9 protein-coding genes are annotated in these 11562 nt (G+C 46.6%); 4 read left to right on the top strand and 5 right to left on the bottom strand.

Annotated elements, in window-relative coordinates:
- Positions 1-166: 166 nt before the first annotated feature.
- Together ACED59_RS06505 and ACED59_RS06510 are read right to left on the bottom strand one after the other, a co-directional pair.
- Positions 167-1156: a rhodanese-related sulfurtransferase gene (locus ACED59_RS06505; RefSeq protein WP_017097780.1), complete on the bottom strand. Its 990-nt coding sequence runs from the start codon at positions 1154-1156 to the stop codon at positions 167-169.
- Between the two features lie 311 nt (positions 1157-1467).
- Complete coding sequence (locus tag ACED59_RS06510; RefSeq protein WP_017097779.1) at positions 1468-2616, bottom strand: PLP-dependent aminotransferase family protein; 1149 nt, start codon at positions 2614-2616, stop codon at positions 1468-1470.
- Positions 2617-2731: 115 nt separating this feature from the next.
- On the opposite strand from ACED59_RS06510, the gene ACED59_RS06515 reads away from it, so the two are divergent.
- Both ACED59_RS06515 and ACED59_RS06520 read left to right on the top strand, forming a co-directional pair.
- Positions 2732-3601, top strand: coding sequence for a GyrI-like domain-containing protein (locus tag ACED59_RS06515; protein ID WP_017097778.1), 870 nt, complete (start codon positions 2732-2734; stop codon positions 3599-3601).
- 24 nt (positions 3602-3625) lie between these two features.
- The gene (locus ACED59_RS06520; RefSeq protein ID WP_012601190.1) at positions 3626-3868 is read left to right on the top strand and encodes a hypothetical protein; all 243 of its coding nucleotides are present in this window, start codon (positions 3626-3628) and stop codon (positions 3866-3868) included.
- A gap of 139 nt (positions 3869-4007) precedes the next feature.
- On the opposite strand, the gene ACED59_RS06525 is transcribed toward ACED59_RS06520, so the two are convergent.
- The 3 genes from ACED59_RS06525 to ACED59_RS06535 form a co-directional block, all read right to left on the bottom strand.
- Positions 4008-6863: an FAD-binding and (Fe-S)-binding domain-containing protein gene (locus tag ACED59_RS06525; RefSeq protein ID WP_017097777.1), complete on the bottom strand. Its 2856-nt coding sequence runs from the start codon at positions 6861-6863 to the stop codon at positions 4008-4010.
- Positions 6864-7292: 429 nt separating this feature from the next.
- The gene (gene lldD / locus ACED59_RS06530; RefSeq protein ID WP_017083007.1) at positions 7293-8432 is read right to left on the bottom strand and encodes an FMN-dependent L-lactate dehydrogenase LldD; all 1140 of its coding nucleotides are present in this window, start codon (positions 8430-8432) and stop codon (positions 7293-7295) included.
- A 248-nt stretch (positions 8433-8680) separates the two neighbouring features.
- A complete protein-coding gene (locus ACED59_RS06535) occupies positions 8681-10387 on the bottom strand; it encodes an L-lactate permease (protein WP_017085042.1) in 1707 nt (568 codons plus the stop codon).
- Positions 10388-10470: 83 nt separating this feature from the next.
- On the opposite strand from ACED59_RS06535, the gene ACED59_RS06540 reads away from it, so the two are divergent.
- Both ACED59_RS06540 and ACED59_RS06545 read left to right on the top strand, forming a co-directional pair.
- Positions 10471-10599: a hypothetical protein gene (locus tag ACED59_RS06540; RefSeq protein ID WP_261879047.1), complete on the top strand. Its 129-nt coding sequence runs from the start codon at positions 10471-10473 to the stop codon at positions 10597-10599.
- A 34-nt stretch (positions 10600-10633) separates the two neighbouring features.
- On the top strand, positions 10634-11551 hold the full coding sequence (locus ACED59_RS06545; RefSeq protein WP_017081288.1) for a LysR family transcriptional regulator: 918 nt from the start codon (positions 10634-10636) through the stop codon (positions 11549-11551).
- The last annotated feature ends 11 nt before the right edge of the window (positions 11552-11562 follow it).

Below are 11562 nucleotides of genomic sequence, written 5' to 3' on the forward strand. Positions count from 1 at the left end.
AGAAGCAATTTATCGAAAGAAATGTGGTTCAAAACACAAAGCCGTAAAGCGATCAAAAAAGGGCACAAACTCGAGGAATCATCTTCGAACTTGCGCCCTTTTGTATGTATATAGCTAACTATTTATAGTTATATGTTTAGAATCCTAAGAGTTTAAAGCAGAGCGTTTACTTCGCTTTCTTGCCAGAGCGTTGCTGCTCTTTGTGTGCAAGCTTCTCTTTCTTACGTTGATCGATAAGGTGAGCAGCATCGCCGCCTACGTGGGTTTCGCCACGAGCATTCGACAATTGAACTTGCTTTTCACGTTCACGGAAACGGGCTTTTTGCTCGTCGCTGTGCTTATCAACACATTTAGGGCAGCTTACGCCTTTCTCGAAGTGCTCAGAGGCTTTGTCTTCGTCAGTGATTGGCAGACGACAAGCGTTACACACATCGTAGCCGCTCTTTTCTAGCTGGTGGTTTACTGCAACACGGCCATCAAATACGTAGCAGTCGCCTTCCCACATGCTCTCTTCTTCTGGTACTTCTTCTAGGTACTTAAGAATGCCGCCTTCAAGGTGGTAAACCTCATCAAAGCCTTGCTCTTTCATGTAGGCTGTTGATTTTTCGCAACGAATACCGCCAGTACAGAACATCGCAACTTTCTTGTGCTTCTTAGGATCAAGATTTTCTTCAACGTACTGAGGGAATTCACGGAAGGTTTCTGTGTTTGGGTTTACAGCATTTTTGAATGTGCCGATGTCCACTTCGTAGTCGTTACGGGTATCAACCAGAATTACATCAGGATCAGAAATCAGAGCGTTCCACTCGTTTGGTTTCACGTAAGTGCCAACAACGTGGCGTGGGTCGATACCCTCAACGCCCATGGTTACGATCTCTTTCTTAAGCTTAACCTTGGTGCGGTTGAATGGTTGTTCTTCGTTGAACGACTCTTTGTAAACAACATCAGCCAAACGAGAATCTTGTTTGAACCATTGAAGAAGAGCGTCGATAGATTCGCGCTTACCTGCAACGGTGCCGTTGATACCTTCACTCGCAAGTAGCAAAGTACCGCGGATTTGGTTGGTTTCTAACACGTCAGTGAGTGGTTGGCGAATTTCTTGGTAATCATCAAGTGCTACGAATTTATACAGAGCACATACAACATATTGAGACATGGTTTTTCCTTTCTGCGAGCTGGAACGTAAATCCAGAGCGGTTGCCTTTTATGATACAGACTGAGTTTAATTTACTCAGGTTTGCCCATATTGGCTTATTAAAATCCGCCGCAGTATAACCAAGCCAAGGATGGACAAAAACCAACCAAAAGTAGGGCTATTTATCATTTCTATTTATGTGGTTTATGGGCTAGGAAATTCAACAAAACTGTTTTATCAGGTTCGAATTACAACATGTATTCCCAAACCAAAAGGCCCTGCTGTAAAAACAGCAGGGCCTTGGTATTGAATCTGTCTGACTTAATCAGCGATTACGCTTGGTTAAGTACTTCCGCTAAGCGTTTTACCGCTTCTGTTAATTCTTCTGGGTTGGCGTTGGTGAAGTTTAAGCGCAGTGCAGCTTTAGCTTCATCAGCCTTTGGATAGAATACTGGGCTTGGTACTACCGCTACGCCATTCGATAGCAGAGTCTTAGCTAATTCGAAGGTATCGCACTCTGGGATTTCAACCCAAATGAACATTCCGCCATCAACGGATTTTAATACACAGTCAGTAGGCAGCTGTTTTTCTAGCTCTGAAAACAGCACTTCATAACGAGACTTGTACAAGGTGCGAATGTTTTCCATGTGTACGCCAAAGTCTTCATGTTTTAGAAGACCGACAAGCAGCGCTTGCATGGGTACACTTGAGTGCAAGTCAGCGCCTTGTTTTACTTTGATTAATGGCTCAAGGTAGCTGCGTTTACCTGTTACCGCGCCAATACGTAAACCTGGCGATGCAATTTTAGAGAATGAACGAAGAACGATAGAGTTGTCAGGGCAGAACGAAGAAACCAACGGTAGTTCTGTACCGGTGAAACGTAGCTCACGGTATGGTGCATCTTCAATGAATGCCACGTTGTATTTGATGCACAGTTCAGCGACTTTTTGACGAGTTTCTGTTGCCCAGCACACACCTGTTGGGTTGTGGAAATCAGGCACGGCATAGAACATTTTCGGTGATTGCTGTGCAAAGCAGGTTTCTAGTTCGTCTAGATTTGGGCCAAATTCAGTTTGAGACACGGTAGCGATGTTTGCTTGAACTAGGCCAAACACCTGCATCGCACCTAAGTAGCTTGGCGCTTCCATCACAACCACATCACCCGGGTCAACATACGCACGCGCAATCAAATCCAAACCTTGCTGAGAACCTGTACAGATCATTGCCGTGTGAGATTCTGGCAATTGGTAGCTTTGTGTTAGGTGATCAAGCAACGGGCCATAACCTGCGGTCGAACCGTATTGGAAAACTTCAGGCATGTTCGCTAGGTTTTCTAGCGTAGGCTTCATTAAATCGATAGGGAATGTTTTCGCATCGGGTAAACCACCGGCCAACGAAATAACATTTGGATCGCTTGCGGCTGCTAGGATCTCTCGAATGTATGAAGATTGAATCTGTTGTAATGACTGTGCGATTTCCATGTGTTGTGTCTCGTCTTTTATCGTTTTTATTCTATCGCTTGATATTACACGGCAATTGTAAAAACTAGCGTGTCCGTTTATGCTCTTAAACATGTCCATTTATGCTATTTAAACGATGTCACGACAACACTTATCCCGAATCAATGATGTTTTGTTCCATATTCATCAAGACATCAGCCAACCTCTGTCGGCAAAAGCGCTCTCCGAGATTGCGGCTTATTCAGAGCAACATTTTCATCGCACCTTTAAAAGCGTGGTTGGGGAGTCGCTACATCAGTACATTCGACGCACTCGAATGGAGTATGCAGCCAATCAATTGATGTTCGATACCACGTCGTCAGTGGTAGAGATTGCTAGTAAATGTGGCTTTAGTTCGGTGTCTTCATTTAGCCGAGCATTCAAAGCGACCTTTAACATGTCACCGGGAGAATGGCGTAAACACGACTTACAGATAGCAGAAAAACCCTATTTGAAAGATCCCGAAGTAGCGGCGGGTTATTTGAACGTAGCGCAGCGAGTGTTACCTGAACCGAAGATCGTTGAAACACCGGAGCGAATGGCGGCTTATGTTCGACATACGGGTTATAACCGTTCTATTCGCAACGCGTGGTTGATATTGAAAGCGTGGGCGAACTCAGAACAGCGTGACTTTTCGAGCCAATTTGGTTTGCATCACTCAAACCCTGCTTGGGTGGAAATGGACCAGTGCCGCTATGTGGCGTGTATCGCGATTGATGAGCCGATTAAGTATCGCAGTGTTGTGAACCAGATGGTGATTCCGGGTGGGTTACACGCGGTATTTCGACTGAATGGCCGTTATGGTGAACTGCTACCACAGATCAGTATGGTATTAGAAAAATGGTTACCTGCTTCTGGTTTCAAACAGCGCTCGACTCCCGCGTATGTGCATTATCATCAGAATCATTTTCTCAACAGTGATGAAGTGTTTGAGCTTGATTTCTATCTGCCAGTGAGTTTTTATTAGTAACCCCATTTTTGAGGAAAAATTATGTATCTCGTTTTGTATTGCCACAATATTGGTATGACGGACTTTTCATTCTTTGAAACGGAAGATTTTGACAAAGAAGAGGGCTATATCGTGCGAGGTAAATGGCCGAATGAGAAAGCGTTTCGTGATTACTTAACCAAAGAGTTTGGTGACATGAGCGAATTTCAAGTGATCGACTTAATCGCCAAAGGTGCAGAAGCAGAACACTACTCGCCAGAAGAGTTGATGCGCTTAGCTTTGTAATATCTAGCTTAATAACGGTTAGCTCATCAACATCCAGTTAAGTAGCATCTTTCGAACAAACGAATAAAGAAATGGCAGCCTGACTGGGCTGCCATTTTTGTTTTAAGTGAGAGCAAATTGCTCTGTACTAAGAGTGAAGCTACTGCGCCACTTCGTCCACCAAGTACAAGATGGATTGATACGGAATGCCACTGTGATGCGACAAACCGATCTCACAGGTTCGGCTGTTACTAAAGCCGCGAGTGCAGTTGCTCGGTACTTGTTCTTTGAGTGGGTGTACCGCCGCCTCATTCAGTTCTGGAGTGGTAAAACCTTTATCACCCGCCCAACCACAGCATTGAATATGCTCAGGAACGATGACTTCTTCGGTACAGGCTTTAGCAAGGCTCAACATCGCGCCTTCCAAGCCCATTCGACGAGAGCTACAAGTCACATGCAGCATCACGGTTTCTTGCAGTGGCTCAAGTGTCAGGTGCTCAAGCAAGTATTGGTTCACAAACCCTGTCGGCTCTAGTACCTCTAACGGTTTGGTGAACTGTTCAATACTGCGTTTAGCACATGGGCTAGTATCCATTAAGACTGGGTATTCACCCTGACGACTGGCCTGCCACAACACTTCTTCGAGCTGTTGAGCTTTAGATTGGGCTAAATCGATCATCCCTTTGCTGTCGTAAGGCATGCCACAACATTGGTCATCTAGCTTCTTCGGAAGAATCACCTCAAATCCTGCTTTGTTAAGCAAAGACATGGTCACTTCAGTTAGAGGACGTTGGTCGCCCGCATCGCTTTGTTGTCCCATGGTGCGACTTGCACAGGAAGGGAGGTAAACCACCTTCTTATGATTGCTTGAGTTTTCTGCCGTCACTGGTGATGAGACTAGCGAGTGGCTATTGGATTGTGGCATCTCCGGCATCCAAACTGGTGTCGCGCCTTTAGTTATTGAGCGCAAGCCGTTGGTTAGCTTGCCGACTGTGTTTGCGCCCAATACTTTGCTCGCCACTTGGTTGGTTTTGAGGCCAGCCTTAGTCAGTTTAGTGGTGGTCGAGAAATGATCCGCTGTCCACTTAGCGATTGGCGTAAATTTCTCGTACTTGGCAATACGAAGCTTCTTAATCAAATCACCGGTGTTGATTCCCACTGGGCAACGCTCGGCACACAGGCCGGTTGCAGCGCAGGTATCGATACCTTGATATTCGAAGGTTTTCTCTAGTTCGCTTGCTTCTATTTCTTCACCTGCAGCACGGCGGCGTTGTAACTCGCGGTACAGCACGATACGTTGGCGAGGCGATAGGGTTAAGGTACGAGACGGACAAACAGGCTCGCAGAAGCCACATTCAATACAGCGGTCGACAAGGTCGTCAGCAGCAGGCATTGGCTTCAAATTCGTTATGTGTGAATTTGGATTGTCGTTAATAATAACGCCGGGGTTGAGCAGTCTTTCTGGATCAAACAAGGCTTTGATCTGTTGCATCAAGGCGTAGCCATCTTTGCCCCATTCCAATTCGACATAAGGCGCCATATTACGGCCAGTGCCATGTTCTGCTTTCAGTGAACCTTGGTATTTCACCGCGACCAGTTCGGCAACGTCATCCATGAAACCGCCGTAGCGATCAATTTCTGTTTGGCTGTCAAAACCTTGAGTAAACACAAAGTGCAGGTTGCCTTCGAGGGCGTGACCAAAAATAATCGCTTCGCTGTAGTCGTATTTATCGAACAGCTCTTGCAGCTCTCGAATACCATTAGCAAGGTTTTCGACAGGAAAAGCCACGTCTTCGATGATAACGGTAGTGCCAACTTCACGAACGGCTCCAACCGCAGGGAACATGCCTTTTCGAATGCCCCATAGGGTTGCGACTGTCTTTGGATCGGAAGTGAAAGGCACCGATTCAACAATCGTGTACTCAGTTAGTGCACCCAAAATTGATTTACATTGTAAATCTAAGTCCGGCTGGGAGCTGGCGTGTGATTCAACCAAAATCGCCGCGGCTTCTAAGTCCAAGCTTGGCATAAATGCAGGCATACCCGGTTTATCCGCCACTGAACGCAGTGCTCTGCCATCCATCAATTCAACCGCAGCAACGGGTGTTTTTGATAGCGTAGTAACGGCTTTACTGGCTTGTTCGATGTCGGCAAACACCAACAGAGCCGAAGCTTTGTTCGGATGTTCGATCACCGTGTTGTAGGTAATCTCAGCGATGAAGCCTAGCGTGCCTTCAGAACCGATCATCAGGTGTTTAATGATTTCGATTGGGTCGTGGTAATCGACCAATGCATTCAGAGCGTAGCCCGTAGTGTTTTTGAGGCGGTATTTGTGGCGGATTCTGTCTGCAAGTTCTTGGTTTGACGCTGTCTGTTGATGTAATTCAACAATGCCTTCAAACAGTTCTTTGTGTGATTGCTTGAATGCCTCAACACTTGCGTTATCAGCCGTATCAAGCAGGGAGCCATCACTCAATACGATTTTCATGCTCTCAACGGTGCGGTACGAGTTTTGCGCAGTACCACAACACATGCCACTGGCGTTGTTCGCTGCAATACCACCGATTTTACAGGTATTGATAGAGGCTGGATCTGGGCCGATTTTACGTTGGAAAGGGGCAAGGTATTTGTTGGCATCTGCACCAATCACACCCGGTTGAAGGATGATCTGATTGCCGTTGTCGACGATTTCGTGGCCGCGCCAGTCGTCGGTCAGTGTGATGAGTACCGAGTCTGAAACCGCTTGCCCTGACAGGCTGGTGCCCGCGGCGCGAAAGGTAAAATGAATACCGAGTTCGCGACAACTTTGAATGGTGAATATGACTTCGTCTAAGTTCTTGAGCCTTAGAACCATTTTCGGCACCAAGCGATAGAAACTCGCATCGGTGCCGTAAGCCAATCGCTTTGCCTCTTGCGTGACAATGCGTTCTGTTTCTATTTTTTGAGCCAGTATCGCTTCAAGCTGCTGATAAGCTTGTGCGTCTATTACTCGCTCATGGGATGTGGTTGTCTCCATCTTTGCTTCCTTGTGCTTCTTATTTGGCACTGATCAGGGCGTGTTGACCTTTCGTGGTTAAATTTTGTTCGAGATAAAAGCGTTTTAATCGCGGCGAGGGGGAAGTAGCCTAGTCACTCTAAGCAAATCCCCCTCAACAAAGAGTAAAACGCTTTTAGCTGAACCCTTCGGGCAGCGTTTGCTGGCCATTTCTACTACGTTATCGGCTTCTCATGTAGGCTAGCTACACATCGGCGCCTCAGCCTTGTATAAATACCCAGCAACTCGCTGCAAAAATCAGCTCGAAAGATCAACACGCCCTAGCTTTTTATTTTATTTTCCAGTGCTTAAACGGTGTCACAACGGCAGTGGAATTGCTGTGACACCGATTGAACTTCAGTCTAAGTAGACCAAAGCATTAGTCCGAATCCGAACCTAAGTCGTTGAGGTTTAATCTAGCCCCACCAGAGAATCACGAGTTAAGTCTTTGATTGTCTTGGCGCCAGTTAGAGTCATCGCAACGCGCATCTCTTTGTCGTAAAGGTCGAGTAGGTTCTCAACACCTGCTTGTCCTTGCGCTGCTAACGCGTAGACGAAAGAGCGACCAAGCAAGGTACAGTCTGCGCCCATCGCCATCATGCGAACTACATCTAAGCCAGTACGAATACCAGAGTCGACCAGAATCTTAGTGTCGCCTTTTACTGCGTCTGCAATTGCAGGCAGTGCTTTAGCACTTGATAGAACGCCATCAAGCTGACGACCGCCGTGGTTTGAAACTACGATACCGTCTGCACCAAATCTTACGGCGTCTTTTGCATCTTCTTCATCAAGAATGCCTTTGATGACCATCGGGCCGTCCCAGAAATCACGGATCCACTCTAGGTCTTTCCATGAAATCGACGGGTCGAAGTTGTCACCCAACCAACCGATGTAGTCTTCCAGTTTGGTTGGAGAACCTCGGTAAGTAGAGATATTGCCAAGATCGTGTGGTTTACCCAACAGACCAACATCAACCGCCCAACTAGGATGACGCATCGATTGGAATACACGACGAATTGCTGCATTTGGGCCGCTCATTCCTGAGTGCATGTCACGGTAGCGAGCGCCAGGTACAGGCATATCCACCGTGAAGACCAGTGTTGTCACGCCTGCCGCTTTGGCACGTTCCAATACGTTCTTCATGAAGCCGCGATCTTTTAGCACGTAAAGTTGGAACCACATTGGGCGCTCAATCTTAGGTGCGACTTCTTCAATCGGGCATACAGATACGGTCGACATCGTAAAAGGGATGCCTTTATTGTCTGCGGCTTTTGCAGCTTGTACTTCGCCACGTCGTGCGTACATGCCTGTTAGACCAACGGGTGCTAAGGCAATCGGCATCGCGAGCTTTTCACCAAACAACTCGGTTTCTAAATTTAGGTCCGACATGTCATTGAGGACACGCTGTTTGAGCGCGATCTCTGCAAGATCGGCCGTGTTGCGGCGTAGGGTATGTTCACCGTAAGAACCGCCGTCAATATAGTGGAAAAGAAACGGTGGTAATTTCGCTTTTGCTGCGGCGCGGTAATCAGTCGATGCGGATATGATCATAATTTCAGTCCTAAATTCTTGGGATGTTGCCCTTCTATGAGAGCTTGGCTTGGGCTGCTTTAATTCTTGAAAGTCAGTGTTCGTTTGTTCTCTAACGGTGAAACAGAGAAGCAATAAAATGGCGTTAATACCCGAGGGTGTTGATGTGTTTTAGTATCCATTCCGAAACTCATCAACTGTCTTATTAGACGGTGTTGCAGTCGGGGAATTGAGTATTAACGCCAAGTGCTTTTGTAACGACTTATGGTTTACATAAGTGCGTCTGTCATTTTGAAGCCGTAGATAACCACGAGGCCGATGATTCCGGTCATCACCAAGTAGTAGAACGTTGGGATGATAGTCTTACGTAGTGTTGCGCCTTCGCGTCCTAACAAGCCTACGGTCGCCGATGCGGCTACCACGTTGTGAATCGCAATCATGTTACCTGCTGCAGCACCAACGGCTTGCAGAGCAACAACCACAGCACTAGAGATAGACAGAGTTTGTGCTACTTCGAATTGGAACTGGCTGAACATCATGTTTGAAACGGTGTTCGAACCTGCAATGAAGGCACCTAACGCACCAACCGTTGCACTTAACGCTGGGAATGCGCCGCCGACTAGGTCAGCTGCAAAGTTGGCCGTTGTTACTGGCATACTTGCTAAATCAGCGCCGTTCACGCCAGAGTTAATGAAGATACGAACCATTGGGATGGTGAACACCAACACAAAGCCAGCGCCTATTAGAGTCTTGCTCGACTCACCAAAAGCTTTAGCCAGTGGTGTTGCGCTGCGTGATTGCATGAGAACAGCAACCAGTGCGACGAAGACCAAGATACCGCCAGGTAGATACAGAGGTTGAATCGCTGTGCTTACGCCTGTCTCGCCAAGGATGTTGCTGAAAGAAAGGCTAACGCTCTTAAGTAGGCCTTTGAACTCAGGGCTCACACGGCTAGCAACGAGAGTGACAGCGAGCAGCACGTAAGGTGCCCATGCCATCGCCATACTCATTTTCTTATGACCTTGCTTACTGTTTGAATGAGTGTCATCTAGATCGATTTTCAAAGAACCTAGCCATTCTGCTGGCCACTTGTCTTCACTCTCAAAATCCCATTTTGATTTAGGGACTAGGAAGCCACGTTTTGCTGCTGTTACAACAATAGCAAGGCCAACCAAACCACCAATCAGCGATGGGAACTCAGCACCGAGGAAAACACCCGTTAGTGCGTAAGGAATGGTGAAAGCGGCACCTGCGAACAGTGCGAATGGCAGGATATCAAGACCTTCAGTCCAGCTTTTGTTCTTACCGAAGAAGCGAGTCAGCATCATCGCCATCAATACAGGAATCATCACACCAACGCAGGCGTGGATGATTGCAACACTTGATGTGATCTGTTGTAGGTAAGCATCCCATGTTGAACCATTGGCAATCAGGCTTTCACCGATGTTGTGCGTATCCAAACCTTTGTTTACGCCAACAATGATAGGCGTACCCACCGCGCCGAACGATACCGGCGTAGATTGAATCATCATGCCCATCAGTACCGCAGCTAACGCTGGGAAGCCAATGGCAACCAACAATGGAGCGGCGATTGCAGCGGGTGTGCCGAAGCCAGATGCCCCTTCAATGAATGAACCAAAACACCAAGCAATGATGATCGCTTGTACACGACGGTCTGCTGATATGTCAGTAAATCCGTTGCGGATGGTGGTGATAGCTCCGGTGTGTTTCAAAGTGTTTAATAAGAAGATGGCGCCAAACACAATCCAGAGAACCGACACGGTAATGCCGAAGCCTTGGAATACTGAAGCCAGCACGCGAGTGCTAGACATATCCCATGCGAATAGGGCGATAGCAACGGTTAATGCAAATGCCACGGGCATCGCTTTTTTTGCAGGCCAGTTAAGGCCAACCAGCAGAATCGCTGCAACAACTATTGGCGAAAAGGCCAATAAAGCTAGTAGAGTTTCACTCATGGGTACTTCCTCGTACTTGTTTTCAAACGTTCATGTTTGAAGTGAATAACACGTCATTAGTTTGTAGGTGTAATCTGAATCTCATGGATTCAATTGTTGTAATTAGAGTCGCTTTATTTGTAACCGATGTGATTGCAAAAGCTGTTTTTGTAATTGTTTTGTTAATTTGGCGTGAATTTACCCCTTTATTTTTTATTGATATAGGGAAATAATGAAAATAATTAATTCCAAAATTGGCATAATCAAATGCGAGCAGACGATTTGATCCTGTTTTCACAGGTAGTAGAGCTGGGCAGTTTTAGTAAGGTGGCAGAACAAAATAACCTTACAAATTCGGTAGTTAGTAAGAGAATTGCGCGTTTGGAAGAAGAGATTGGCGTGCAGCTATTATATCGAACCACGCGTAAATTGACGCTTACCGAGGCGGGTAAGGCAATGTTACACGGAGCCAAAAATGTGAAGCAGGCGGCTCAAGAGGCTATGGACGCAGTTTCAGGCTTTGGTGAAAATGTTAGTGGTCATATCAAAATGTCAGTGCCTACTATCTCCGGAGATTTGATTCTGGCAGACGCTGTTGCCGAGTTTTGTAATATGCACCCAGGTTTAACGGTCGATATGTCTCTTAACAATCGCTTTGTGGATCTGGTTGATGATGGCCTCGACTTAGTGATTAGAACTGGCTACTTGGAAGACTCCAGCTTAATTGCCCGTCATATCTTGGACTCTCAATGGGTGGTATGTGCTTCTCCGTCTTATATCGCCAAGAATGGTAAGCCGATGCAGCCCAAGGATTTGGTTGAGCACAATTGTCTGCAATACGCTTATCAAACAACGGGTGCCAGTGAATGGCAATTTCTGCATAGCAAAGATGGCTTTACCGATAACGATAAATACATAGTGCGCGTCTCTGGCTCTTTCTCTACCGATAATGCGACGGCATTAAGAAAAGCCGCTTTGGGCGGTCATGGTGTTGCGTACGTGCCACGTTGTCTGGTGTATCACGATATTCGCAATGGTCAGCTGGTGGACATCTTCCCTGATTTAGTAGGCAAAAAACTGGGCATCTATGCAGTGTACCCGTTCACTCGTCAGCCACCGAACAAGATTAAGTTATTGATTGAACACATCAGAACGCGTTACCTGACGATTTCACATTATTTTTAATAAGGATCACG

Origin of the sequence: Vibrio sp. FF266 (assembly GCF_041439695.1) — a bacterium.
GTDB lineage: Bacteria > Pseudomonadota > Gammaproteobacteria > Enterobacterales > Vibrionaceae > Vibrio > Vibrio tasmaniensis_A.

Excerpts from the sequence above, each read along its gene's own strand:
- lldD (WP_017083007.1), bottom strand. The coding sequence starts at position 8,432 with ATGATCATATCCGCATCGACTGATTACCGCGCCGCAGCAAAAGCGAAA.
- ACED59_RS06540 (WP_261879047.1), top strand. The coding sequence starts at position 10,471 with ATGGATTCAATTGTTGTAATTAGAGTCGCTTTATTTGTAACCGATGTG.
- ACED59_RS06535 (WP_017085042.1), bottom strand. The coding sequence starts at position 10,387 with ATGAGTGAAACTCTACTAGCTTTATTGGCCTTTTCGCCAATAGTTGTT.
- ACED59_RS06520 (WP_012601190.1), top strand. The coding sequence starts at position 3,626 with ATGTATCTCGTTTTGTATTGCCACAATATTGGTATGACGGACTTTTCA.
- ACED59_RS06525 (WP_017097777.1), bottom strand. The coding sequence starts at position 6,863 with ATGGAGACAACCACATCCCATGAGCGAGTAATAGACGCACAAGCTTAT.
- ACED59_RS06515 (WP_017097778.1), top strand. The coding sequence starts at position 2,732 with ATGTCACGACAACACTTATCCCGAATCAATGATGTTTTGTTCCATATT.
- ACED59_RS06510 (WP_017097779.1), bottom strand. The coding sequence starts at position 2,616 with ATGGAAATCGCACAGTCATTACAACAGATTCAATCTTCATACATTCGA.
- ACED59_RS06505 (WP_017097780.1), bottom strand. The coding sequence starts at position 1,156 with ATGTCTCAATATGTTGTATGTGCTCTGTATAAATTCGTAGCACTTGAT.
- ACED59_RS06545 (WP_017081288.1), top strand. The coding sequence starts at position 10,634 with ATGCGAGCAGACGATTTGATCCTGTTTTCACAGGTAGTAGAGCTGGGC.